At 59.4% G+C, this 25155-nt stretch carries 25 protein-coding genes; 8 read left to right on the forward strand and 17 right to left on the reverse strand.

Annotated features, from left to right (window positions below):
* Nucleotides 1-4: 4 nt before the first annotated feature.
* The 3 genes from betB to betI are packed head-to-tail and all read right to left on the reverse strand — an operon-like array spanning nucleotide 5 to nucleotide 3584.
* Nucleotides 5-1465 carry a betaine-aldehyde dehydrogenase gene (betB, locus tag FN828_RS10405; protein ID WP_142493342.1) on the reverse strand — a complete coding sequence of 487 codons (1461 nt, stop codon included), beginning with the start codon at nucleotides 1463-1465 and terminating at the stop codon, nucleotides 5-7.
* Between the two features lie 30 nt (nucleotides 1466-1495).
* Complete coding sequence (gene betC, locus FN828_RS10410) at nucleotides 1496-3010, reverse strand: choline-sulfatase (RefSeq protein WP_142493343.1); 1515 nt, start codon at nucleotides 3008-3010, stop codon at nucleotides 1496-1498.
* Nucleotides 3003-3584, reverse strand: coding sequence for a choline-binding transcriptional repressor BetI (betI, locus tag FN828_RS10415; protein WP_142493344.1), 582 nt, complete (start codon nucleotides 3582-3584; stop codon nucleotides 3003-3005). Before betI ends, betC begins: the two co-directional genes overlap by 8 nt.
* A 74-nt stretch (nucleotides 3585-3658) precedes the next feature.
* Between betI and choX the strand changes: the two genes are divergently transcribed.
* The 3 genes from choX to choV all read left to right on the forward strand — a co-directional run bounded on the left by choX (nucleotide 3659) and on the right by choV (nucleotide 6716).
* Entirely contained in the window at nucleotides 3659-4573 is a 915-nt protein-coding gene (gene choX / locus FN828_RS10420; RefSeq protein ID WP_142493345.1) for a choline ABC transporter substrate-binding protein, read from the forward strand.
* A gap of 272 nt (nucleotides 4574-4845) precedes the next feature.
* Nucleotides 4846-5682, forward strand: a complete 837-nt coding sequence (choW, locus tag FN828_RS10425; RefSeq protein WP_142493346.1) for a choline ABC transporter permease subunit — start codon at nucleotides 4846-4848, stop codon at nucleotides 5680-5682.
* Nucleotides 5679-6716, forward strand: a complete 1038-nt coding sequence (gene choV / locus FN828_RS10430; protein WP_142493347.1) for a choline ABC transporter ATP-binding protein — start codon at nucleotides 5679-5681, stop codon at nucleotides 6714-6716. Before choW ends, choV begins: the two co-directional genes overlap by 4 nt.
* Before the next feature lie 29 nt (nucleotides 6717-6745).
* Here choV and FN828_RS10435 read toward each other — a convergent pair whose 3' ends face one another.
* From FN828_RS10435 to FN828_RS10445, 3 genes are all read right to left on the reverse strand, one after another.
* Nucleotides 6746-7651, reverse strand: a complete 906-nt coding sequence (locus tag FN828_RS10435; RefSeq protein ID WP_142493348.1) for a DMT family transporter — start codon at nucleotides 7649-7651, stop codon at nucleotides 6746-6748.
* A 39-nt stretch (nucleotides 7652-7690) separates the two neighbouring features.
* Nucleotides 7691-8284, reverse strand: a complete 594-nt coding sequence (locus FN828_RS10440) for a LysE/ArgO family amino acid transporter (protein ID WP_142493349.1) — start codon at nucleotides 8282-8284, stop codon at nucleotides 7691-7693.
* A 336-nt stretch (nucleotides 8285-8620) separates the two neighbouring features.
* On the reverse strand, nucleotides 8621-9361 hold the full coding sequence (locus FN828_RS10445; protein WP_142493350.1) for a YebC/PmpR family DNA-binding transcriptional regulator: 741 nt from the start codon (nucleotides 9359-9361) through the stop codon (nucleotides 8621-8623).
* Between the two features lie 120 nt (nucleotides 9362-9481).
* Here FN828_RS10445 and FN828_RS10450 point away from each other — a divergent pair, with 120 nt between their 5' ends.
* Nucleotides 9482-11254 carry an SLC13 family permease gene (locus tag FN828_RS10450; RefSeq protein ID WP_142493351.1) on the forward strand — a complete coding sequence of 591 codons (1773 nt, stop codon included), beginning with the start codon at nucleotides 9482-9484 and terminating at the stop codon, nucleotides 11252-11254.
* Here FN828_RS10450 and FN828_RS10455 read toward each other — a convergent pair.
* The 5 genes from FN828_RS10455 to mgtE form a co-directional block, all read right to left on the reverse strand.
* Nucleotides 11251-13029 (reverse strand): SLC13 family permease, encoded by a 1779-nt coding sequence (locus tag FN828_RS10455; protein ID WP_142493352.1) that lies wholly within the window; start codon nucleotides 13027-13029, stop codon nucleotides 11251-11253. The two genes, FN828_RS10450 and FN828_RS10455, sit on opposite strands and share 4 nt — an antisense overlap.
* 92 nt (nucleotides 13030-13121) lie before the next feature.
* Entirely contained in the window at nucleotides 13122-13934 is an 813-nt protein-coding gene (locus tag FN828_RS10460) for a TIGR00282 family metallophosphoesterase (protein ID WP_142493353.1), read from the reverse strand.
* Nucleotides 13935-14042: 108 nt separating this feature from the next.
* Nucleotides 14043-14519, reverse strand: a complete 477-nt coding sequence (locus FN828_RS10465; RefSeq protein WP_142493354.1) for an OsmC family protein — start codon at nucleotides 14517-14519, stop codon at nucleotides 14043-14045.
* Between the two features lie 35 nt (nucleotides 14520-14554).
* Entirely contained in the window at nucleotides 14555-15112 is a 558-nt protein-coding gene (locus tag FN828_RS10470) for a 5-formyltetrahydrofolate cyclo-ligase (RefSeq protein ID WP_142493355.1), read from the reverse strand.
* Nucleotides 15109-16506 (reverse strand): magnesium transporter, encoded by a 1398-nt coding sequence (gene mgtE / locus FN828_RS10475; protein WP_142493356.1) that lies wholly within the window; start codon nucleotides 16504-16506, stop codon nucleotides 15109-15111. Before mgtE ends, FN828_RS10470 begins: the two co-directional genes overlap by 4 nt.
* A gap of 128 nt (nucleotides 16507-16634) precedes the next feature.
* On the opposite strand from mgtE, the gene guaD reads away from it, so the two are divergent.
* The gene (gene guaD, locus FN828_RS10480; RefSeq protein ID WP_142493357.1) at nucleotides 16635-17927 is read left to right on the forward strand and encodes a guanine deaminase; all 1293 of its coding nucleotides are present in this window, start codon (nucleotides 16635-16637) and stop codon (nucleotides 17925-17927) included.
* Between the two features lie 27 nt (nucleotides 17928-17954).
* On the opposite strand, the gene FN828_RS10485 is transcribed toward guaD, so the two are convergent.
* The 3 genes from FN828_RS10485 to FN828_RS10495 form a co-directional block, all read right to left on the reverse strand.
* Nucleotides 17955-19301 (reverse strand): 8-oxoguanine deaminase, encoded by a 1347-nt coding sequence (locus tag FN828_RS10485; RefSeq protein WP_142493358.1) that lies wholly within the window; start codon nucleotides 19299-19301, stop codon nucleotides 17955-17957.
* Nucleotides 19302-19403: 102 nt separating this feature from the next.
* Entirely contained in the window at nucleotides 19404-20201 is a 798-nt protein-coding gene (locus FN828_RS10490; protein ID WP_142493359.1) for an inositol monophosphatase family protein, read from the reverse strand.
* Nucleotides 20202-20252: 51 nt separating this feature from the next.
* Nucleotides 20253-20615, reverse strand: a complete 363-nt coding sequence (locus tag FN828_RS10495) for a helix-turn-helix domain-containing protein (protein WP_142493360.1) — start codon at nucleotides 20613-20615, stop codon at nucleotides 20253-20255.
* Between the two features lie 277 nt (nucleotides 20616-20892).
* Here FN828_RS10495 and FN828_RS10500 point away from each other — a divergent pair, with 277 nt between their 5' ends.
* Complete coding sequence (locus FN828_RS10500) at nucleotides 20893-21852, forward strand: NADPH:quinone oxidoreductase family protein (RefSeq protein WP_142493361.1); 960 nt, start codon at nucleotides 20893-20895, stop codon at nucleotides 21850-21852.
* A 3-nt stretch (nucleotides 21853-21855) separates the two neighbouring features.
* On the opposite strand, the gene FN828_RS10505 is transcribed toward FN828_RS10500, so the two are convergent.
* Entirely contained in the window at nucleotides 21856-22707 is an 852-nt protein-coding gene (locus FN828_RS10505; protein ID WP_142493362.1) for a LysR family transcriptional regulator, read from the reverse strand.
* Between the two features lie 123 nt (nucleotides 22708-22830).
* On the opposite strand from FN828_RS10505, the gene FN828_RS10510 reads away from it, so the two are divergent.
* Together FN828_RS10510 and FN828_RS10515 are read left to right on the forward strand one after the other, a co-directional pair.
* Nucleotides 22831-23052, forward strand: coding sequence for a DUF1127 domain-containing protein (locus FN828_RS10510; RefSeq protein WP_142493363.1), 222 nt, complete (start codon nucleotides 22831-22833; stop codon nucleotides 23050-23052).
* A 116-nt stretch (nucleotides 23053-23168) separates the two neighbouring features.
* The gene (locus FN828_RS10515; RefSeq protein WP_142493364.1) at nucleotides 23169-23906 is read left to right on the forward strand and encodes a Bax inhibitor-1/YccA family protein; all 738 of its coding nucleotides are present in this window, start codon (nucleotides 23169-23171) and stop codon (nucleotides 23904-23906) included.
* Nucleotides 23907-24071: 165 nt separating this feature from the next.
* Here FN828_RS10515 and rpmG read toward each other — a convergent pair whose 3' ends face one another.
* Nucleotides 24072-24239, reverse strand: a complete 168-nt coding sequence (gene rpmG / locus FN828_RS10520) for a 50S ribosomal protein L33 (RefSeq protein ID WP_007799108.1) — start codon at nucleotides 24237-24239, stop codon at nucleotides 24072-24074.
* Nucleotides 24240-24396: 157 nt separating this feature from the next.
* Nucleotides 24397-25107 carry a DUF533 domain-containing protein gene (locus FN828_RS10525; protein ID WP_142493365.1) on the reverse strand — a complete coding sequence of 237 codons (711 nt, stop codon included), beginning with the start codon at nucleotides 25105-25107 and terminating at the stop codon, nucleotides 24397-24399.
* Nucleotides 25108-25155 lie beyond the last annotated feature (48 nt).

Below are 25155 nucleotides of genomic sequence, written 5' to 3' on the forward strand. Positions count from 1 at the left end.
CCTGTCAAAAGGGGGCTTCGACCCGGTCCATCCGCACGAAAACCGACTTGAGTTGCGAATAATGCTCGATCGCCGCTTTCGAGTTTTCACGCCCCACGCCCGAGGCTTTGACCCCGCCAAACGGGACTTCGACCGGGGCATCGTTATAGGAATTGATAAAACAGGTGCCTGCCTGAAATCCCGCCACCATGCGATGTGCGCGGGTCAGATCACGGGTGAACACCCCAGCCGCCAGCCCATATTCGGTGTCATTGGCGCGGGTCAGAACCTCGGCCTCGGCCTCGAAATCCAGCACACACATGACCGGGCCGAAAATTTCCTCGCGGGCGATAACCATCTCATCGGTGACATCCGCGAAAACGGTGGGTTCGATATAGTACCCCTGCCCGTCCAGCCGCTTACCGCCCGTGACCAGCCGCGCACCTTCTTCGATGCCCTTAGCGATATAGCGTTCCACAATGCCCAACTGTCCTTCGGACACCATCGGGCCAAAGCTGACCTGTTCATCCATCGGATCGCCGATTTTTGCATCGGCCAGCCGTTCCGCCAACCGGGTCAGGAACGCCTGTTTGATCCCCTTTTGCACGAAAACCCGCGTGCCATTGCTGCACACCTGCCCCGAGGAATAGAAATTCCCAAGGATCGCGCCGCCCACGGCGTCGTCCAGATCCGCATCATCAAAGATCACCAGCGGGGATTTGCCGCCCAGTTCCATCGTGACATGTTTCATGCCAGCCGCAGCCGCCGCATAAACCTTGCGCCCCGTCGGCACCGATCCGGTCAGCGAAACCTTGTCCACCCGTGCATCCGTTACCAGGGCGCGGCCCACGTCGCCCGCACCCTGAACCACGTTGAACAGCCCGGCGGGCAGCCCCGCCTCGTGCAGGATTTCAGCCACTTTCAATGCACAAAGCGGTGTGGTTTCCGATGGTTTGAACACCATCGCATTGCCGCAAGCCAGCGCAGGTGCCCCCTTCCAGCAAGCGATCTGCGTGGGATAGTTCCACGCCCCGATGCCAACGCACACGCCCAAGGGTTGCCGCACCGTATAAGCCCAGTTGCCGCCGCCCAGCGGGATATGTTCGCCCGTCAGCGACGCGGCCAGACCACCGAAATATTCCAGCGCGTCCGCCCCGCTGGTCGCATCCGCCACCAGCGTTTCCTGCAAGGGTTTCCCGGTGTCATAGGTTTCCAGAATTGACAGCTCGCGATTGCGGTCGCGCATGATGTCAGCGGCGCGACGCAGGATGCGGCCCCGCTCGGTGCCGGACATCGCGGCCCATTCTGCCTGTGCATCGCGCGCGGCGATCAACGCCGCTTCGATCACGGCGGGGGTGGCCTCGTGCAGGGTGGCAATCACTTGCCCCGTGGCCGGATAAATCACCGGCAATGCTGCCCCGGCGGCGTCTTCCAGATATGCCCCATTCACGAAATGGCTGGAGGTCGGTTGGGTTGGATAGGTCATGTTTTGAGTATTTTCAGCAAGATGAAAGGGTTATTCCCCACGCGGGAAGCGTTGATTTTCCTCGACCACGTTCAGGTCCATGTGGTTGCGCATATAGCGTTCGCTGGCTTTCTGAAGCGGCTGGTAATCCCACGGATAATAGCCGCCCTGCCGCAGCGCCTCGTACACGACCCAACGGCGGGCCTGACTTTCGCGGACCTCGGCATCGAAACGGGCCAAATCCCAACGGGCATCTGCCTGCGCGCGCAGATCGGCCAAAACATCCGCATGGGCCGGATCGTCGGCCAGATTGCGCAATTCCTGTGGGTCTGCTTCAAGATCGAACAATTGATCCGGGTCCAGCGCACAGCGGTTATATTTCCATCGCCCAGTGCGCAGGCTGACCATCGGCGCATAGGATGCCTCGGCCGCGTATTCCATCGCGACGGGGGCGCTGCGTGTGGCGCCCTGCCCCAGCGGCACCAGCGATTCGCCGGTTGTCCACGGCATCACCTCGTCCATGCTGACACCGGCCAGATCGCAAAGCGTGGGACAAATGTCGATATTGCTGACCGGATCGGTGACAAGCCCCGGTTCCATCTGCGGCGCGGAAATCATCACAGGCACCCGCGACGATCCTTCAAAGAAGGTCATCTTGAACCACAATCCGCGTTCGCCCAGCATGTCGCCATGATCCGACACGAACAGGATAATCGTGTTATCCGCCTGACGGGTGGTTTCCAGCACGTCCAGAATTTCACCGATCTTATCGTCCAGATAGCTGATATTGGCGAAATAAGCCCGGCGCGAACGGCGTACATCTTCGTCGGTGATGTCGAAGGACCGCCAGTCATTCGCATCGAAAATCCGTTTGGAATGCTTGTCCTGATCCTCATAGGGGATCGGCCCCACCTGTGGCATCAGATGTTCGCAATCCTCGTACAGATCCCAGTATTTCTTGCGGGCCACATAGGGATCGTGCGGGTGGGTAAAGCTGACCGTCAGACACCACGGGCGTTCGTCATGCCCGCGCGCCAGATCGTACAGTTTGCGGGTGGCGTTATAGGCCACCTCGTCATCATATTCCATCTGGTTGGAAATCTCGGCCACGCCCGCGCCGGTGACAGACCCCATATTATGATACCACCAGTCGATCCGTTCGCCGGGTTTGCGATAATCCGGGGTCCAGCCAAAATCTGCGGGGTAAATATCAGTTGTCAGGCGTTCCTCGAACCCGTGCAACTGATCGGGACCAACGAAATGCATCTTCCCCGACAAGCAGGTCTGATAGCCCGCCCGCCGCAAATGGTGCGCATAGGTGGGCAAGGACGAGGTGAATTCAGCCGCGTTGTCATACACTTTGGTCGCCGAGGGCAACTGCCCCGACATGAACGAGGCCCGACCCGGCGCGCACAGGGGCGATGCCGTATAGGCATTCCGAAACCGGGTGGACCGCGCCGCCAGTGCCTTGAGATTCGGGGCGTGCAACCATTCCGCCGGACCATCGGGAAACAATGTCCCGTTCAATTGGTCCACCATAATGATCAGAATATTCGGCTTAGCCATTCATGCTCTCCTTGATGGGCAGGCACCCCATCACCAGTTTTACCGCCTGCTCGCTGTCTTGAACCCCAAGCCCCAGCGATTGCCGCAAATACGCGCCGTCGATCAGCGCCGCCATGCGTTCGGCCATTTCTTCGGTCTGCGCCCCCCACATGGGCCGCAGCGCATGGCGCAGATTCGACCGCAACCGCCGCTGATAAATCGTCAGCAACCGATGCGCCCCTTCGGAACTTTGCGCCAAGACATAAAAATTCAGCCACGCCGCCACCACTTCGCTGCGGAAATTCGTTTGGCTGAAACTGGATCGCACAATGGCCTCGACCCGGCCCAGCGGGCTGCGGGCCATCAGCAACGCGCCGCGGACTTCGCCGCCATAAACCGTCATCGTATGTCGCATTGCAGCCAGAAAAATCTGTTCCTTGCCGCCAAAGTAATGATGCGCCAGCGCGCTGGACATGCCCGCGCGTTTGGCGATCTGGCTGACCGTCACATCCAATGACCCAGCTTCGCCGATCTCTGCGATTGTCGCTTTAATCAGCGAGGCTCGGCGTATAGGCTCCATTCCCAGCTTGGGCATAACAAACTCCTTGCTATGTAAAGCTAGATGTATTTTTATTGACTCGTCAATCAAGAAAAACCGGGAGGCCTCAAATGACACTCAAATCCACCCTGTCCGTGCTTGCCCTGCTGGCCGCGACCCCCGCCGTGGCCGATTGCGGCAAAGTTACCATGTCCGACGTGGGCTGGACCGACATCACCACCACCACCAGCGCCGCCAAGCAAGTCTTGCAGGCGCTAGGGTACAAGGTGGACGTGAAGGTTCTGTCGGTGCCTGTCACATTCGCTTCGCTGAAAAGCGACGATGTCGACATTTTCCTTGGCAACTGGATGCCCGCGCAAACCGGGGCCATTCAGCCCTATCTGGACAGCGGCGAAATCGAACAGATCAACGTGAACCTTGAAGGCACCAAATACACGCTGGCGGTTCCCACCTATACTTACGACGCCGGGCTGAAAACCTATGCCGACATTGCGAAATTCGGGGATGAGCTGGATCACAAAATCTATGGCATTGAACCCGGGAACGAAGGCAACGCCTATCTGGTCAGCCTGACCGAAAACAACACCCACGGGCTGAAGGATTTCAAAGTCATCGAAAGCTCGGAACAGGGGATGCTGGCACAGGTCGCCCGCGCCTATAAGGCCCAGAAGCCGGTGGTTTTCCTTGGCTGGGAACCGCACCCGATGAACGCCAACTTCTCGTTGAAATACCTGACGGGCGGCGAAGATTTCTTTGGTGGCGAGGGCGTGGTTCATACCATTACCCGCAAAGGATACTCCAACGAATGCCCGAATTTGGGCAAACTGTTCAGCAACATGGACTTCTCGCTGGACATGGAAAACTCGATCATGGGTCAAATTCTGGATGACGGCATGGACCCGGACAAGGCCACGATGGCCTGGATGAAAGCCAACCCCGATGCCCTGAACGGCTGGCTGGCTGGTGTCACCACTGCGGATGGCGGCGATGCGATGGCAGCCGTGAAATCCGCGTTCGGCCTCTGAGGCCGGTACGGCTGGATACCCCGGTTTAGTATCTGGGGCGGCTTCCGCTCTCTCCCTCCCTCCGGACCGGGGGGAGGACAGGAGGGGGGCAGATGTCACCTGACAGGGCGCAGCCCTGACCATTGGATCAGGCCCGCCCCCGGACAGAATTGCCTGATCAGATCGCGGGCCGTTAACGTTGCGCGGGACGGGGGGCATTTGTAACACTTAAAGGGGCAATTCGCATAAATGCCCCAAATTCACCGGCTCCCCGGCCCCGAAAGAGACGGAACATGGACTGGATCACCGACACTAAAATCCCGGTCGGCAAGCTTGCCGCCGATATTTTCGACTGGTTGCAAACGCATGGCGCGCTGTTTTTCGATAGCCTTTCACAGGGTCTTGAAGCCCTGATCGACGGCATCCTGTGGGTTCTGCAAAGCCCAAATCCCCTTGTTATCATTGCAATCTTCACCGCTTTGACATGGGTTCTGCAACGCAATTGGAAATCCGCCGTGCTGGTCGCGCTTGGGTTCCTGTTCATCCTCAATCAGGATTATTGGGAAGAAACCACCGAAAGCCTGACACTGGTTCTATCGGCCTGCGTGGTTTGTATGGGGCTTGGCGTTCCCATCGGCATTGCCACCGCCCACCGCCCCAAACTCTATGCAGTTCTGCGCCCTGTGCTGGACCTGATGCAGACCTTGCCCACCTTCGTTTACCTGATCCCGGCCATCGTGTTCTTTGGCATCGGTATGGTGCCGGGGCTGATTGCCACCGTGATTTTCGTGCTGCCCGCCCCCATCCGGCTGACCCATCTGGGCGTCACATCAACCCCGAAGCCGCTGTTAGAAGCGGCGCAAGCCTTCGGGGCCACGCCGCACCAAACCCTGATCAAGGTCGAACTGCCCTATGCCCTGCCCCAGATCATGACCGGGCTGAATCAAACCATCATGCTGTCGCTATCTATGGTCGTGGTTGCCGCGCTGGTTGGCGCAAACGGGCTGGGGGTTCCAGTTGTGCGGGCGCTCAATCAGGTGAACACGGCATTGGGTTTTGAATCCGGTTTTGTGATCGTGGTTCTGGCGATCCTTCTGGACCGTATGCTGCGGGTGGAGCGCAAGAAATGACCAATCCAACCAAACCCGTAGCGGTAAAATTCGATAATGTTTCCATCGTCTTCGGAGATCATCCCACGAATGCCCTGCCCCTGATGGATCAGGGACAATCCCGCGCCGAGATACAAGATGCCACCGGGCAGGTGCTGGGTGTCCATAACTGTTCGCTAGAGGTGGAAGAAGGCGAAATCCTTGTCCTGATGGGGCTGTCCGGGTCCGGAAAATCCACCCTGCTGCGGGCGGTAAACGGGCTGAACCCGGTGATCCGTGGCGCGACCTATGTCAGCGATGGGCAAGACCTGATTAACGTCACCGCCGCTGATAAAACCACCCTGCGCGGCATTCGGATGCAACGCGTAGCGATGGTGTTCCAGCAATTCGGCCTGCTGCCGTGGCGCACCGTGCGCGAAAACGTGGGGCTGGGGCTGGAACTGGCCGGAATGCCCCGCGCTGAACGAAATCTGCGCGTGGATGATCAACTGGCGCTTGTCGGGTTGTCAGACTGGGCGGAACGGCGCGTGGGGGAATTGTCTGGCGGGATGCAGCAACGTGTGGGGCTGGCCCGCGCCTTTGCGACCGAAGCCCCAATTCTGCTGATGGACGAACCTTTTTCGGCGCTGGACCCGCTGATCCGGGCGCATTTGCAGGATGAATTACTGGAGCTACAAGCCAAGCTGAAACGCACCATCATCTTTGTCAGTCACGATCTGGACGAGGCATTCAAGATCGGCAACCGCATCGCCATCATGGAAGGCGGCAGGATCGTCCAATGCGGCACGCCGCAGGAAATCTTTACCGCACCGGCAACGGATTATGTGGCTGAATTCGTGGCACATATGAACCCGCTGGGGGTGCTGTGCGCCCGTGACATCATGCAACCGACTCAGGGGGATCACGCCCAGCGGGTCACAGTCGACACCCCCGTGAAGGATGTCATGAAAGCAGCCACTAACGGGCCAGTCAGCGTCATGGAAAACGGGCAGGTGATCGGGCAAATCACCCCGGAAACCATTCTGGAAAAGCTACTGGACCCGCGTGGCCAGTAAAAACAACGTGCCGGGGCTTTGGCCCCGGTTCAGACCTTGGTCGCCAGCGCAGGCGGGGTGCGCATCCGGCGTTTCAGCACCGCCTCGCGCCATGTGATGAACGTAACGGACCCAAGGATCACACCGCCCCCCACGACAACCCAAATGTCGATCCCTTCGTCAAAGACGAAATACCCCAGCAGGCAGGCCCACAATAATTGCAAAAAGGTTACTGGCTGCGTGACCGTGATCGGCGCGGCAGCAAAGCCCAATGTCATCGTGTAATGCCCCGCAGTGGCCAGACAGGCCACCAGAAACAGCATCCCGATCACATGCCAGCTTGGCGTGACCCAATTGGCGGCTGCCATCGGCGCCAGCCCGATTGCCACCCAGATCGACATCATTCCCACCACAACAATAGGGCTGGTTTCATCGCTTAACTGCTTCGCCAACAGATAGGACGCCCCGAACACCACCGCAGCAATCAGCATGGCGATGTGGCCCGGCCCGATTTCCCGCACCCCCGGCCGCAAGATAATAAAGGCCCCGATCAGCGCAACGATCACCGCCAAAATCCGCCGCATCGCCAGCTTTTCGCCCAGAAACATTGCAGCGCCCAGCGTCACATAGATCGGGGACAGATAGTTCATCGCCGTCACATCCGCGATCGGGATTTGCGCCATCGCATAAAACCACAGCGCCACCCCGCCCGCATGGGCCAAGCCACGCAGCGCGAACAATCCCATTTGCCGTTTTGTCAGCCGCGCATTCAGAATCGGGCGCACCATCGGGATCACGAAAATCATCCCCAATGCATAGCGAAGAAACGCCGCCTCGGGCGCGGGGACAACCGGGCCAAGTATTTTCACCAAGGCGTTCACGCCAACAAACAGGATTCCCGTCACCAGCATCCACAGGACGCCGACAACAGGGCGCGCGGGGGAAAATTCATTCATATGTGTATCAATTCACGCTTTCCCCGGCGCTGCAAGAGGTCACAGCAACAGCGACCCCGCAACTGTCCACATTATCGCCCCCACAAGCACATCCAACAGCCGCCATGCTGCCGGGCGGGCAAAAAGCGGGGCCAGCAACCGCGCCCCATAGCCCAGCGAAAAGAAGAACGCGAAACTGGCTGTCATCGCCCCAAGCGCGAAGTTCACCTTCGCCGGATATTGCGCAGCAACCGACCCCAGCAAAACCACCGTGTCCAGATAGACATGCGGATTGGCCCATGTCAGCAAAAGGCAGGTCAGCAACACGCCTTTCAGGCTGGCGCGCCCCTGCCCGGCGGCATCCAGATGTCCGCCCCCCTTCCATGCCGCCCAAAAGGCCCGCGCACCGTAGACGATCAAAAACGCCGCCCCGCCCCAGCGCATCACGGGTTCCAGCCACGGCAGTTTCGTCACCAGAATCCCAAAGCCGGACACGCCCGCCGCGATCAGAATGGCATCAGACAAGGCGCAGGTCAGGCAAACCGCGAAAACGTGTTCCTGCCGCAATCCCTGACGCAGCACAAACGCGTTTTGTGCCCCAATCGCAAGGATCAGGGACAGGCCCAATCCAAACCCCGCCAATGCTGTTTCCATAATCTGCCCTTTTTTGCTTTGCGCTGAACGCTACCGCCTAAACACAGGGCTTTACAGCGAATTTTCAGCCACCACCCGAAGCCCGGATTTTATCCCCAATTTCACCAACAGGGATTCAAAACGCTGGGGATAAATCACCCTGATATTCGATTTTCAACAACCGAAGCCCAAAACCTACTATTCGGCCTTCGTTTCGGACTGATTTTCTATAGCCCCCAAAGGGGCTGCGTTTATCACCTATGTGGATAAGTGATGTCCTCATCCGACCGCCCCAGCAAACCCAAACAAAAAAACCGGCCCCGAAAGGCCGGTCATTTTTCAGGACTGCGGGCGGGATCAAAGCTGATCCATCACCTCGTCCGATGCTTCAAAATTGCTGGTGACGCGCTGCACATCGTCGTCATCTTCCAACGCGTCGATCAGCTTCATCAGCTTGCGCATATCATCCAGACCCAGTTCCGTGCTGGTCTGCGGTTTCCAGACCAGTTTGGTCGAATCGGATTCACCCAGTTCGGCCTCCAGCGCGTTGGACACTTCGTTCAGGTCGCTGTCTGCGCACCAGATCAGGTGGCCGTCTTCGCTGCTTTCCACGTCTTCCGCGCCCGCCTCGATCGCGGCCATCATCACGGTATCCGCATCGCCAACCGTGGCGGGATAGGTGATTTCGCCCTTGCGGTCGAACATGAACGCAACAGATCCGGTTTCGCCCAGATTGCCGCCGTTTTTGGTAAAGGTCGACCGCACGTTAGAGGCCGTCCGGTTGCGGTTATCGGTCATCGTTTCAACGATCACCGCCACACCGTTCGGGCCATAACCTTCGTAACGGATTTCTTCGTAAGCGTCGCCATCGCCGCCAATCGCCTTTTTGATCGCGCGCTCGATGTTGTCTTTCGGCATCGAGTTGGACTTGGCCTCTTTCACGGCCAAACGCAAACGGGGGTTTTTATCTGGATCAGGGTCGCCCATTTTCGCGGCAACGGTGATTTCTTTCGAAAACTTCGAAAATAGTTTAGAACGGGCGGCGTCCTGCCGACCCTTGCGGTGCTGGATGTTTGCCCATTTAGAGTGGCCGGCCATCGCTGCCTCCATCATCAAGTGAATTTCGTCGCGCCTCTATATGTCACCTGCCCCCCTGCCCGCAAGGTGGTTGCGTTCCATTCCCCACTACGATTGTCTGAGAACAGGAGGGCGCGCATCATGACCACAGACCAAATCATCCTGTTTACCCTGTTTGGCGGGGTCTTTGTCCTGCTGCTGTGGGGGCGCTACCGCTATGATATCGTGGCGTTTTCCGCATTGCTACTGGGGGTGGTTCTGGGTGTGGTGCCTGTCGATCAGGCATTTTCCGGTTTCGGCCATTCCGCCACGCTGGTTGTGGCGCTGGTTTTGGTCGTATCTGCCGGATTGGTGCGTTCGGGCGCGGTTTTTCTGATCACCCGCACCTTGGTGGACAGTTCCCGCGCCTTGGGTGGGCATATTGCCCTGATGGGGGGCATTGGCGGCCTGCTTTCCGCGTTTATGAACAATGTCGCGGCGCTGGCCTTGTTGATGCCGGTCGACATTCAAACCGCCCGCAAGGCGGGGCGCAGTCCGGGGCTAAGCCTGATGCCGCTTAGTTTTGCCACCATTCTGGGCGGCATGGCCACGCTGATCGGCACACCGCCCAATATCATCATCGCCGCCATCCGCGAAGAATCCCTGGGCGCGCCCTTTCAAATGTTCGATTTCGCCCCGGTCGGTGGCCTGACTGCCATCGTCGGCCTGATTTTCGTGGCGCTGGTCGGCTGGCGGCTAATCCCCCAACGTGCCGATGCCGTGGCGCAAGTGGCCGATTTGGGCGACTACATCGCAGAACTGACCGTTCCCGAAGGTTCGAAACAAATCGGTAAACGGGTCGAAGAACTGTACGAGGACGCGGAAAAGGCGGACGTGGCCGTGATTGGCCTGATCCGGGATGGAAAACGGCGCTATGGCGCGTCGCGCTATACCGTCCTGCAAGCTGGCGATGCGCTGGTGCTAGAGGCCAGACCCGATGCGCTGGATGAATTTCGCACCGCCCTGTCGCTGGCGTTTTCAGATGAAAAACGCGAAACCCTGCTAAAGGCCGATGGCGAAGGGCTGGAAGTCATCGAAGCGGTCGTTCCACAAGAATCCCGCCTGAACGGGCGCACGGCACAGGCGGTTGGTCTGGCATGGCGGCAGCGGTCAATTCTGCTGGGGATTTCCCGCCAAGGCCGCCAAATCCGCGACCAGGTCCGCAAAACCCAAGTACAGGCAGGGGATATTCTGCTGCTTTTGGTGCCGCGCAACACCGGGCCGGATGTGCTGGAATGGCTTGGGCTTTTGCCTTTGGCGGATCGCGGGCTGGCCGTGACCGAAAATTCAAAAACATGGCTGGCGATTGGATTGTTCGGCGCGGCAGTGCTGGCGGCCAGTCTGGGCCTGATCTATTTGCCTGTCGCACTGGGGTTGGTTGTGGTGGCCTATGTGCTGACGAAAACCCTGCCGATACAGGAATTATACACTCATATTGAATGGCCTGTTGTGGTGCTTTTGGGGTCCATGATTCCGCTGGGGGCGGCGCTGGAAACCTCGGGGGGGACACAATTGATTGCGCGGGGGTTGGTCGACCTTACCCAAGGCTGGCCCGCGTGGGCGATCCTGACCGTGCTGATGATCGTCACCATGACCCTGTCTGATGTGCTGAACAACACCGCCACCGCCATTGTCGCCGCCCCTATCGGCATCCGTATGGCACAGGAATTGGGAGTAAAACCCGATCCGTTCCTGATGGCGGTGGCAATCGCGGCGTCTTCGGCGTTTCTGACCCCCATCGGGCACAAAAATAACACGCTGGTTCTTGGTCCCGGCGGCTATCGCTTCGGGGATTACTGGCGCATGGGGTTGCCACTGGAAATTCTTGTGGTGGCCGTGTCGATCCCCCTGATCCTGATCTTCTGGCCGCTTTAAAGCGGAAAGAAAAACGGGATCAGGGCCGAGGCCAGAATACCCATCGTCAGGTTCAGCGGCACACCGACCCGCAGGAAATCGGTGAATTTATACCCGCCCGGCCCGTACACCAACATGTTGGTCTGATACCCGATCGGCGTGGCAAAGCTGCATGACGCCGCCACCATAACCGCCACAACCAAGGGGCGCGGATCAATTCCCATTGCCTGCGCCAGCCCGATAGCAATCGGCGTCACCACCACGGCCACCGCGTTGTTGGATACCATTTCCGTCAGAACCGAGGTCAGCACATAAATCGCCCACACGATCAGGACAGGCGGCAACATCGACAGCCAAGGCTGAATAAAGGACACCACCAATTCCACCGCCCCGGTATGATCCAGCGCCGCCCCAATCGCCAGCATGGCAAAGATCAGCGCCAGCAAACGTCCATCCACATAGGAAAATGCCTCGTCCGAATCGATGCAGCGCGTCACCAGCACCACCGCCACGGCCAGCGTAGCCAACAGCAGGATCGGGGCCACACCCAGCCCGGCCAGCACCACCACCCCAAACAGCGCCGCAATCGCCACAGGGGCCTGTGCGCGCCGGAATGCCTTGGCCGAGGGGTGGGAAACATCCACCATATCCATATCTGCGGCCAATCGCTGAATATCTTCGGGGGCACCTTCCAACAGCAGGGTATCGCCCACACGCACCACAAGCTCCTGTAGCTTGCTGCCGATATTCTGGTTTCGCCGATGCACCGCCAGCGGATACACCCCGTACCGCCGCCGCAAACGCATAGACCCCAGCGACCGCCCCACCATCCGGCAGCCGGGGGTGATCAGCACCTCGACCGTTTGGGTTTCCACGGCAGACACCTGATCCACACGTTTCAGGCTTTTGTTGCGCTGAAGGCTTAACAATTCGGTCATCTGCGTGCGCAGAACCACACGGTCGCCCACCTGTAGCTGAACACTTTCCAGTTCATGACGCAGCGACAAATCCCCCCGAACCACGTCAATCAGCCGAACGCCTTCGCGCTTGAACAATTGCACGCCCAGCACATCCCGCCCAATCAGGTTAGAGTCTGGGGGAATGATCGCTTCGGTAAAGAATTTCATCCGGCGCTTATCCGACAACAGACTGGCCATGCTGGTTCGGTCCGGCAACAGAAAGCGGCCAAAAATCGTCAGATAGATCATGCCCCAGATCACCAGCACAATCGCCAGCGGTGTCACCTCAAAGATGGAAAAGGGTTTCAACCCCTGCGCCCGCGCCACACCATCCACCAACAGGTTCGTCGATGTGCCGACCAGCGTCAGCGTGCCGCCAATAATCGCGGCATAGCTTAGCGGGATCAGCAGCTTGCTGGATGCGATCCCCATCGTCCGTGACAGTTGCACGAAAACCGGGAGCATCACCACAACCACCGGCGTGTTGTTCATCACCGCAGATGCCAGCACGACAAAAACCAGCAACAGCACAATGGCCGCCTTGGGGTTGGACCGCGCCTGTTTATCCGCCAATACGGTGAAGGCATCCAGCGCCCCGGTCCGCACCAACGCCCCCATGACGATAAACATCATCGCAATCGTCCACGGCGCAGGGTTCGACAACACATCCAGCGCCGCCTGATAGGGCAAAAGCCCCAACAGCAACAGAATGCCCGTCCCCAGAATCGCCACAACCTCGGTCGGGAAAATTTCCTTTATGAACAAAAGGAACATGCCCAGAACCACCAGCAAAGTCAGCACAGCCTGCGTGGACTGCGACAACTGAAACAGATCCATATATTTCCCCTATTCAGACGACTGACACAGTTTGTCCGAAGCCATGTGCCGGGGCAAGGGGCGGCAACACGCCGCCCGCTTTGCAGCGTATATTACAGCCCGGATTGCTGCAAACGTCCGCCTTGGCGGATCATGCGCACGTCTTTGGCTAGCCCGGTGCGGTCATCGGTTTCCACAAAAACCCCGGACAGGGTTGCTTCGCCATTGGCGGGGGTAAAGCGGGATTTCACCATGCCCGTCACAAAACGGCGGATCGGTTCGGCCTTTTCCATGCCGATCACGCTGTCATAATCGCCACACATCCCGGCATCAGACTGGAAGCCGCTGCCTTTGGGCAAAATTTGCGCGTCCCCGGTTGGGACATGGGTATGGGTTCCCACGATCAGGCTGGCCCGCCCATCGCAGAAATGCCCCATGCCCATCTTTTCGCTGGTCGCTTCGCAATGCACATCCACCAGCGCCGCCTGTACCGCCCCACCCAGCGGGTGCTTGCGCAGCACATCGTCAATCGCGGAAAACGGATCGTCAAAGGCGCGTTTCATGAACACGTTACCCAACACCTGCGTCACCAGAATCTTGCGTCCGCGCCGATCCTGAAACACCCGATGCCCACGCCCCGGTGCGCCCTTGGCAAAGTTCAGGGGGCGGATCACCCGGCTTTCGCCTTCGATGAATTGCAACATGTCCTTTTGGTCAAAGGCATGATCGCCCAGCGTCACACAATCCGCGCCCGCATCCAGCAACAGCTTTGCATGTTCGCCACTTAGCCCCGCGCCATTGCTGGCATTTTCGCCGTTCACCACGACAAAATCCAGCTTCCACTCCTCGCGCAGACGCGGCAGGTTTTCACTTACGGCACGCCGTCCGGCCCGCCCCATTACATCGCCAAGAAAAAGTATCCTCATGCGTCCTGCCTAGGCTCCTGCCCCGCCACAGGCAAGAGCGAAGATCGCCATATAAACGAAACCGGCTGTTCTTTCTTGGCCCAAATATCCAAATCCTGCCCGTCCCACCTATGCAACGCCGATCTGGTAGCGCGCCGCGTAGCTGACGGGAAAAGCCACCGACCGGGCGATAAAGCAAACCTCGTGAATGCGGGCATGAATTGCATCCGCCACGGCCACATCACAGCCTTCGGCCAGCGTGATCCGGGGCCGCAGGGTGGCCCGCAAAAACCGCCCCGCGCCTGTGGGCAACACCTCGCCCACGGCGTCCGGCGCGTCTTCATAGGCCAGCACCCGGATACCCGCATCACTGGCGTAATGCAGATACCACAGCATATGACAGGCCGACAGCGCCGAGATCAGCAAATCTTCGGGGTTGGGTCTGGTGGGATCGCCCCCAAGCAGCGGGTCGTTGGAACATTCGATCACCGGCTTGCCCGGCGTTTCAATATTCCACGTCCGGTCATAGGCCCGGTAATGCGCGGTCCCTTCGCCCCGGTTGCCGGTCCAGACAATCCGCGATGTATAGCTATGTTCTTTGGCCATGCGGCAGCTCCTTGGGGTTGGCGCCGCTGGGGCGCTCAGAACGTCAATATGCCCTGTTCGGTCACGATCATGTCCAGCGGCTGATCCGTGGCTTCCAGCGGCAAATCATCAGCCTCTTGTGCGGCATAGGCAAACCCGATCGCCAAGGTGGCCCGCGTCGCCCGCAGCTTTTCCAGCGTCCGGTCGTAAAAGCCGCCACCATAGCCCAGCCGCCCGCCCCGCCGGTCAAACGCCACCAACGGCACGATCAGGATTTCCGGCTCGAAAAAGTCATCCACCTCGGGGATCATCGCCCCGAACGGTCCCTCTTTCAGCGCGCATCCGGGTTCCCAGCGGGAAAACACCAGCGGGCGCCCCGACCCAAGGATCACCGGCACCCCAACCGGGCCGTGGGCTACCGCCTCCTCCATCGCGGGAAGCGGGCTGATTTCGGTGCGGATCGGCATATACCCCGACACCGGAACGCCGCGATAGCCCGCCAGCACCTCGGACAGATGCCCAGCACGACCCACGCCGCCCGCGTCATGCGCAGCCTTGCGCCGGGCGAATGCCGCTTTGCGGGCGGCGGCTTTCTGTTCTTCCAAACCCGTCATAGCAACACCGACGCCGCAAGCCCAAGAAAGGCAAAGAACCCAACCACATCCGTCACCGTCGTCACGAACGGCCCCGAGGCCAGCGCCGGATCAATCCCGAACCTATCCAGGGCCATCGGAATGGCAATCCCGCCCACAGCCGCAGAAATTTGCGTCAGCAGCATCGCCACGCCGATCACCACCGCCAACATCGGCACCCCGAACCAAAGCCCTGTCACCATCGCCATGATCAACCCGAACAATGCGCCATTCAGCGCCCCGACCGAGATTTCACGCCAAACCACCCGCATCGCGTTTTGCGCCGTCAGGTCGCGCGTTGCCAGCGCCCGTACCGTCACCGTCATGGTCTGCGTTCCCGCATTGCCACCCATTGACGCCACGATCGGCATCAAAACCGCCAGCGCCACCATCTGATTGATGGTTTCGGCGAACATGTCGATCACAAGGGATGCCAAAATCGCCGTCAGCAGGTTCACGAACAACCATGTCGCCCGGCCCTTGGCGGCCTCCAGAATGGTGTCCGACAGGCTGGCTTCATCGCTTACCCCGGCCAGACGCAGAATATCTTCTTCGTGTTCTTCATCCAGAACGGTCATGGCGTCGTCGATGGTAATCACACCGACCAGCCGGTTATCCTCGTCCACCACAGGGGCGGAAATCAGGTGGTACTGATTGAACGCATAGGCCACGTCACCTTCGTATTGGGTGACGGGAATGACCTGAAACACTTCTTCGACAATATCCACCAGCGGCACCGTCCGGCGCGAGGACATCAGCTTGCCCAGCGTCACGTTACCAATCGGGTGCATCCGGGGGTCGACAAGGGTCACATGGTAAAACTGATCCGGCAATTCTTCGGCATTGCGCAGGAAATCAATCGCATTGCCAACGGTCCAATGTTCCGGCGCGGTCACGACTTCGCGCTGCATCAGACGACCCGCCGAATATTCGGGATAGGTCAGCGCCTGTTCTACCGCGACCCGGTCGGCATCTTCCAGCGCGTCAAGGATGGCTTCCTGTTGTGGTTCGTCCAGATCCTCGACCAGATCCACAACGTCATCCGAATCCATCTCGCGGACAGCTTCGGCCAGAACGTCAGGCTTCAGGACCGAGATAATTTCCTCTCGGATACCTTCATCCAGTTCCGACAGGATTTCCCCATCGAATTCCTGATCGTACAATTCGACCAGCCGCCGCCGGTCATAGGTGTTCAACTGTTCCAGAAGGTCAGCAATGTCAGCCGCGTGTAACGGCTCCATCAACTGCTTCAGCTGTTCGGCGTCCCCCACGTCCACGGAATACAGAATCGCCGCAACGCTTTTACGATCCAGCACATAGCTGTCCTCGTCGTGGACCTCGGGTTGCGTGTCGTCGATGTGCTGGTCTTCGGTCATGACGCCTCCCGATTTGCCTCGATTAGCCTTGGGGTTCTCATACCGGAAGGTACGGGTCAGAAACAATGGCCGGGGGTGATTTACCTTCGATTTACGGCGCAATAATGTGACACGGAAAGGAAACCGCCATGACCAATGACATTCTGCTGCTGGGTCAGACGCTCAGCTTTGCTGCCGATCCCTTCACCGACGGGCCGGGGGCAGCGCGACATGACGCGAACGGGGCGGTTCTGATCCGCGACGGGCGCATCATCGCCACTGGCACAGCCGATGACCTGCGTGCCGCGAATCCACAGGCCCATGTCACCGATCATGGCGATAAACTGATCATGGCGGGTTTTGTGGACGCCCATGTGCATTACCCGCAAACCGCCATCATCGCCTCATGGGGGAAGCGGCTGATTGACTGGCTGAACAGCTATACCTTCCCCGAAGAAATGCGCTTTGGCGATCCTGAATATGCTGCGGAAATCGCCGGGCGCTATCTGGATTTGGCGCTGGATAACGGCACCACCAGCATGGTCAGCTATTGCACCATTCATCCCGAAAGCGTGGATGCGTTTTTCACCGCCGCGAAAAACCGGGGAATGCGGGTGGTGGCCGGGAAAACCTGCATGGACCGTGACACCGCCCCCGACGGGCTGCGCGACACTGCGCAATTGGCCTATGACGACAGCAAGCGCCTTCTGGAAAAATGGCATGGGGTGGATCGGCTGTCCTATGCGATCACGCCACGGTTTTCGCCCACATCGACCCCGGCGCAACTACAGGCGTTGGGGGATTTGTGGGGTGAACATCCTGACTGCCTGATGCAAACACACCTGTCTGAACAGGTGGATGAAATCGCTTGGGTGAAATCGCTATACCCCAACGCCCGCGATTATCTGGACACATACGAAGCCTTCGGCCTGCTGCGCCCCGGCGGGTTGTACGGCCATGCCATCCATCTGGAATACCGGGAAAAATCCCGCCTGCAAGAGGTGGACGCCGCCCTGATTCATTGCCCGACATCGAACACCTTCATCGGGTCGGGCCTGTTCGATATGGGCGGGCTGATGGCAGCGGGACATCGGGTTGGTCTGGCCACGGATACCGGCGGCGGGTCATCCTTTTCGATGCTGCGCACGATGGCCGCCGCGTATGAGATCGGCCAGCTTCGCCATAACCCGCTTCATCCGGCGCAATTGCTGTGGTTGGCCACCACCGGATCGGCCCGCGCCATGCGGATGGAGGACCGGATCGGCAACCTGTCACCGGGGCTAGAGGCTGATCTGGTGGTGCTGGATCTGGCCTCCACCCCCGCCATTGCGCAACGGGCAGAACGGGCCAACGATATTTGGGAAGCCGTTTTTCCAACGATCATGATGGGCGATGACCGCGCGATTGCGGCCACTTATGTGGCAGGCCGGGCAAGGGGCTAACGCGCCCCTGCCCCGATCCGCACAGGATTACAGGCGTTCCGCCAAACGGCGGGCCAGCCTGTTTTGCCGCTCGATCACCTTGGGCAAATCCAGCGTTGCGATTTGACCGTCGCGCACGATCTGGCGGCCTTCGACGAACAGATGACGGACACGGGTTGGCCCCGCCAGCAACAAGGCCGCCGGGTCCCAGCTTCCGGCGCTTTCGACACCGGACACATCCCATATCGCAATATCTGCGCGTTTTCCGGGGGCGATTTGCCCACAATCCGGGCGGTTCAGCACAGCAGCCCCGCCACGGGTGGTAATTTCCAGGGCTTCGCGGGCGCTCATCGCATCGGCCCCACGGGCGACCCGTTGCAACAACATGGCCTGCCGCGCCTCGAGGATCAGGTTGCCGCTGTCGTTGCTGGCCGATCCGTCCACACCTAACCCCACCTTTACCCCGGCATCCCGCATCGGGCGCACGGGCGCGATCCCGCTGCCAAGGCGGCAATTGGAACAGGGGCAATGGGCCACCCCGGTATGGGTTTTCGCAAACAGATCAATTTCCTGCGCGTCCAGTTTCACACAATGCGCGTGCCAGACATCGCTGCCGGTCCAGCCCAGTTCTTCGGCATATTGGCCGGGGCGGCAGCCGAATTTTTCCAAGGAATAGGCGATATCTTCGTCATTTTCCGCCAGATGGGTATGCAGCATTACCCCCTTGTCCCGCGCCAGCAGCGCAGCGTCCCGCATCAATTCGCGGCTGACGGAAAACGGCGAACACGGGGCCAGCCCCACCCGCACCATCGCCCCTTCGGATGGGTCATGGAAACCATCTACCACGCGGATGCAATCATTCAGAATATCCTGTTCACGTTCCACCAGCGCATCGGGCGGCAATCCGCCATCGCTTTCGCCAATGCTCATGGCGCCACGCGTGGGGTGAAAGCGCAGGCCCAGTTCCGTGGCCGCGTGAATCGTATCCTCTAACCGGCTGCCGTTGGGATACAGGTACAGATGGTCCGACGACAGCGTACACCCTGACAGCGCCAATTCGGCCAAACCGATCTGCGCGGAAACAAACATTTCCTCGGGGCCGAAACGCGACCAGATCGGATATAGCGTTTGCAGCCAGCCAAACAGCAACGCGTCCTGCCCGCCCGGCACGGCGCGGGTCAGGCTTTGGTACAAGTGGTGATGGGTGTTCACCAATCCCGGCGTCACCACACAGCCGCGTGCGTTCACGATTTCCCCGGCGGTCGTCAACCCCTGCCCAATGGCGGCGATCTGGCCGCCCCGGATCAACACATCAGCCCCGGCCAATTCGGTACGGGTGTCGTCCATCGTCAACAGATGGTCAGCATTCCGGATCAGGATTTCACTGTTCGGCATTGTCACACTCCTTACAGCCCCCTTCGGTCAGAGTGTGACACGGCGCGACAGAAAAGGGCAAAGGACTCGGGCCGATGCCCCCTTATCGCGCGGCGCTATCGGTCAATCAAGCGGCACGTGCCGCAAGATTTCCAATGCGGCGGCATGTTGTTCCGCCCCTGCGGCGGCCAAAACCCGCCCGCCCTGATGCGCCGGGCCGCCCTGCCAATCGGTGACAATCCCACCAGCCGCCTGAATCACCGCAATCGGGGCCTGAATGTCATAATTGCTTAGCCCCGCTTCGATCACCACGTCGATATGCCCCGCCGCCAGCAGCGCATAGGCATAACAATCCATACCATACCGCGTCAGGCGGCAGGTCTGGGCCACCTGATGAAAGGCCGCGCCTTCGGCCTTGCTTCCGACCTCGGGGAAGGTCGTGAAAATGATGGCTTCGGACAACGGGCGCGATCCCAGCGTTTTCAATGGACGCGGGCCAAACGGCCCGTCCATTGCGGCCTGCCCCAACCCGCCCCAAAACCGTTCCCCGATATAGGGCTGGTCGATCACCCCGAAAATCGGGCCGGTTTCATCTGCTGCGGCAATCAGCACCCCCCACGTGGGCGTGCCAGACAAAAACCCGCGCGTGCCATCAATCGGGTCCAGCACCCATGAAATGCCGCTTTTGCCATCGGTCTGGCCGAATTCTTCGCCAATTATCGCATCGTCCGGGCGCATATCGCGCAGCACATCCCGCATCGCCAGCTCTGCCGCGCGATCACCGGCTGTCACGGGATCGAACCCCCCTGCCAGTTTATTATCCGCCTCCAGCCCCGGTTGGCGGAAATACGGACGGATGGCCGCGCGCGCAGCATCCGCCAACGCATGAGCGGTTGCAATCAAGCTGTCAGATTGGTCCATGTTCCCCTCCGGTGATGGCTACCTTGCGCCTACACCAGCCAAAGACATGGCTCAAGCCGCCTCGGACAGAACCTTGGCCAATTCAAAAAGCTGGCGACGCTGCTCTGCCGGGATGGCATAAAACGACCACACCAGATCCAGCGCCTCGCGGTTTGTCATCATGTCTTCGGATTTATCCCGACCAGTACTGTTATTTCCCTCGATCCCCTCGAAGAAAAAGCTGACTGGCACCTCTAACACGTCGGCAATATCCCACAGCCGCGATGCGCTGATCCGGTTTGCCCCGGTTTCATATTTCTGAATCTGCTGAAATTTGATCCCGACCCGTTCAGCCAGTTGTTGCTGTGTCATCCCGACAAGCCAGCGCCGCTGGCGCACACGTTTTCCAACATGAATATCGACCGGATGAGTCATTTGACCGCTTCCTCCCACTATTTACACTTCCTGGCCCTGCGTATGCCAAGGCCCAGCCCCAGCACGAACAGACACCGCCACCATTCTCGTGTCTTGAAGCTATCAATATTCTCCTAACGATCAAGATTGCTCCGCAACAAAAAGGGGAAAAACACCCCTAAATCGTCAAACAGAGCGGGAACCGCGATACGACATTGTATTTTTAGCGCATCCGGCAGCGGGGAATTTGACAGGTGCGCGCCCGCTTCGCATAACACCCCAAACCCCGGAGGATTCCATGCGCGCCTATCACATTGCATCTACCGAAACAGGGCCAACCCTGACCGACCTGCCCATTCCAACCCCCGGCACCGGGCAATTGCGGTTGAAAATTGCCGCCTGCGGCCTGAACTTCGCTGATCTGCTGATGATTCAGCGCAAATATCAGGACACGCCCGAACCTCCCTTTACCCTTGGGATGGAGGTTGCCGGGATCGTCGATGCGCTTGGCCCCGATACGGACGGCCCCGCAATCGGCGCCCGCGTGGCGGTGTTCGGCGGACAAGGTGGGCTGGCAGAATACGGCGTGTTCGATGTGAACCGCTGTGTGGAAATCCCCGATTGCATGAGCTTCGAGGACGCCGCCGCGTTTCAAATCGCCTATGGCACCAGCCACGTCGCGCTGGATCACCGCGCCCGGATGCAGCCGGGGGAAACCCTGCTGGTCACGGGAGCCGCGGGGGGCGTGGGCCTGACTGCCGTGGAAATCGGAAAGCTGATGGGGGCCACCGTGATTGCCTGCGCCCGTGGGGCAGACAAGCTGGAGGTCGCCAAGGCCGCCGGGGCCGATCACCTGATTGACGCCAAAACGCAGGACATCCGCGAAATTGTCCGGTCATTGGGCGGGGCGGATGTGGTGTATGATGCAGTCGGCGGCGCACAATGGCAGGCGGCTTTCCGCGCCTGCAAGCCCGAGGCCCGACTGCTCCCCATCGGTTTCGCCAGTGGCGAGGTGCCGCAAGTCCCCGCCAATCATCTGCTGGTCAAAAACCTGTCTGTGTTGGGGGTTTACTGGGGTGGCTACATGAAATTCCGCCCACAGGTCATCACCGACAGCCTGCGCACCCTGCTGGGTTGGTACGAACAGGGCCGCCTGAAACCCCATGTCAGCCACGTCCTGCCGCTGGACCGCGCCGCCGAAGGGTTGGAGCTGCTGCGCAGTCGCAAATCAACCGGCAAGGTGGTGATTACCCCCTAAGGGTTACATCATCTTAAAGGCTTGCCGCAACATATCGGTCAGGTGGCGCATCACCTCTTTGCGGCCCTTGTCTGACGCGTACATGTTGATTTGCTGCACGGTCAGGTCCGGCAGTTGCCCGCCGTGGTCGATCTGTTCCAGATGCCGGGGTTCGGTGCCTTCAATCATGGTGTGAATTGCCAGATCGGCGCTCACGGTTGCCTCGATCGTGCGGTCAGATTCGGTTTCGACCGCCATTTCCCAATCCACTCCGGCTTCGCCCAGCGCCGCAATCGCGCCCGCCCGGAAAATGCAAAACCGACCGAACGCCAGCCGCAAAGGGCGCTGTTTCCACGCCGACCCGCCGGGCGCCCCGATCCATTTCAGCGGCTTGGTCGTCAAGGTTTCGCCACCAATATCCAGCCCTGCCTCGGTCGTCAGAATCACATCGCATTCGCCGCGCCGGAACTGTGCCTTTAGCTCTCGGGTGAACGAAGTCACCAAATTCACCTTCATCCGAGGGAATTGGGTGGCAAACCGCTGCAACACCTGCGGCACCGCCGGATAGACGATGTCATGCGGCACACCCAAAACGATTTCCCCCTCGAACACCTGATCTGTCAGGCGGGCCATTACCTCGTCATTCAGGTCGACGATCCGGCGCGCGTAGCTCAGCAACTGTTCCCCCGCCGCCGTCAACCCAATCGCCCGGTTGGACCGATCCATCAGCGGGACGCCCAGCAATTCCTCTAACCGTTTCAACTGCATCGACACCGCGGATTGCGTCAGGTTCAGCACCCCGGCGGCCCGCGTCACGCCGCCCAGTTCCGCCACCGCCACGAAAGACCGCAGGGTCGTTACGTCCAGATTTCGCATTCCATCACCAAATTTGATTCAAGCAGTCATAAACATTCATTTCCAAAATGGATCACATTTCCCCATATACATCAACAGAAATGATACAAACGACGAGAGTCATCACAAAAAGGAAATACTGATATGATACCCGCGCATAGCTCACACCGCATCACCGTTGCAATGGGGCGTAGCCGCCCCAGCCTGATGTCACGCCTGAAAGCTGCTATTGGCCTTTCCCGTCAACGCGCCCGGTTGGCCCAACTGGACGACGCAACCCTGCGGGACATCGGAATTACCCGCGCCGAAGCTATGCACGAGGCGAAACGCGCCTTTTGGGATGCACCGGACAACTGGCGGGCATAACAGGAAAAAACCGCGCGATATGCCCCCGAAAGCCTTGAAAACAGGCGCTTGCTCACCGATATTTTGAACAATCCCCCGCCCAACGGGGTAACACAGATATGCAACGGAGAGTTTCGATGGCTGACTATAACACGATCCGGACGGCGGCCGGGACCCGCGCCGCCCAGATTGACGAAGGGCTGCGCGCCCACATGAACAAGGTCTACGGCACCATGTCCGTAGGCATGTTGATCACCTTCGCCGTGGCTTGGGCTGTTGGCACCGCCCCTGCCCTGCTGGGGATGCTGCGCGACCCGATGACCCTGCAACCCAACATTCTGGGCTGGGTCGTGATGTTCGCACCGCTGATCATGGTGTTTGCCTTTGGCGCGGCCATCAACCGCCTGTCGGCAGCCGGGGCGCAACTGTTCTTCTTTGCGTTTGCCGCTGTTATGGGCCTGTCGCTGAGCTGGATTTTCGCGGTATTCACCGGGTTTTCCATCGCGCAGGTGTTCCTTGTGACCGCGATTTCCTTCGCGGGTCTGTCGCTGGTCGGCTACACCACCAAGAAAGACCTGTCAGGCATGGGGTCGTTCCTGATCATGGGCGTAATCGGTATTCTGGTCGCCTCGATCATCAACATGTTCCTGGGTTCGCCTGCGATCCATTTTGCGATCACCATTCTGGGTGTGCTGATCTTCGCGGGTCTGACCGCCTATGACACGCAGAACATCAAGAACACCTATCTGGCCCATGCCCATCACGGCGATAGCGAATGGCTGGGCAAAGCCGCCATCATGGGCGCGCTGAACCTGTACATGGACTTCATCAACCTGTTCATGTTCCTGCTGCAACTGCTGGGCAATCGCGAATAAGCACGCCACAGGCAGAACATAAGAAAGGGCCGGTCACAACGACCGGCCCTTTTCTTTTGGCGCATTCCTATCCGCACGGTAGCCCTGTCTGTGGCCCTGCGGGTGTCCCAAACGCAAAAGGCCACGCAATGCGTGGCCCCCAGCGTCAAAGACAAGCAGATCAGATTACTTGATCTTGCCTTCTTTGTATTCGACATGCTTACGCACAACCGGGTCGTATTTGCGTACAGTCATCTTCTCGGTCATGGTGCGGGCATTTTTCTTGGTCACATAGAAGTGGCCCGTGCCTGCGGTCGAGTTCAGACGGATTTTGATCGTCGTCGGCTTCGCCATTTTAAAACTCCAGTCTAGTTCGATACGGGTCAGTCGGGCCGCCCGTGGAATCCTTGAAGCCTGCCTTTTAAGGGTTCCTGTTCCCGAGTCAACAGCATTTCTGCGGAAAGACGACAGAGCCACAAAAACCCATCAAAAGAACCCCGGCGGCCCACTGTCAAAGGGCGGGTTTTCCCATTGCCGCATGGATTTCGGCAACCTTGTCGGCCTCCAGCCCCAATGCTGTAGCCAACGAGGACAGATAGTGCCGCTCCGCGTCGGTGTTCACCGTAATCGCCATCAGCGCCGCCGAATACACCTGTGCCTTGGCGGTGTCGCTGGTGTCTTGTGCCAGCGCCATCGGGTCCACCTCGGCATCCAGCGCGGCCTGAACAAAGGCGATTTCTTCTTCTGACGCATCCCCCAGATGATCCAGAATCGCCTTGCGCTCTGCCGGGTCGATTTCACCGTCCGCCTTGGCCGCCTGTATCATCGCGCGGATCATCAGGCGGGCGTTTTCTTCGGCTGCGGCTCCCATCGGGGTGCCTGCTGTCATCGCCTCGAACATTGACGACATCCCGCCAGCACCAGCCGCTGCCGCGCCTGTCATCGCAGACATCAGGTTGCCGAAACCTGCCTCTGCCGCCTCGGTTCCCTGTGCGGCGTGCTGACCAAAGTTGCCCATTATCTGTTGCAATGTGGCCTTACCGCCCGGCACCCCGAATTTTTCGGCCATTTCGCCCAACTGGCCACCCAAACCGTCGTCTTCGCCCGCTTTGCGCAAAGCATCCTTAACGCCATCAAGGCCACCCATTTTACGGAATTTATCAACCCCGCGTGCCGCCGCGAAGCCAATCGCCAAAGTGGCCAAAGTGCGAACAAAACTCATATTCTATCTCCCTTCATGAAAAGCCGCGCCCAGCCCATGATGGGCGCA

It is taken from the genome of Thalassovita litoralis, assembly GCF_900182725.1.
Classification (GTDB): Bacteria; Pseudomonadota; Alphaproteobacteria; order Rhodobacterales; family Rhodobacteraceae; genus Thalassobius; species Thalassobius litoralis.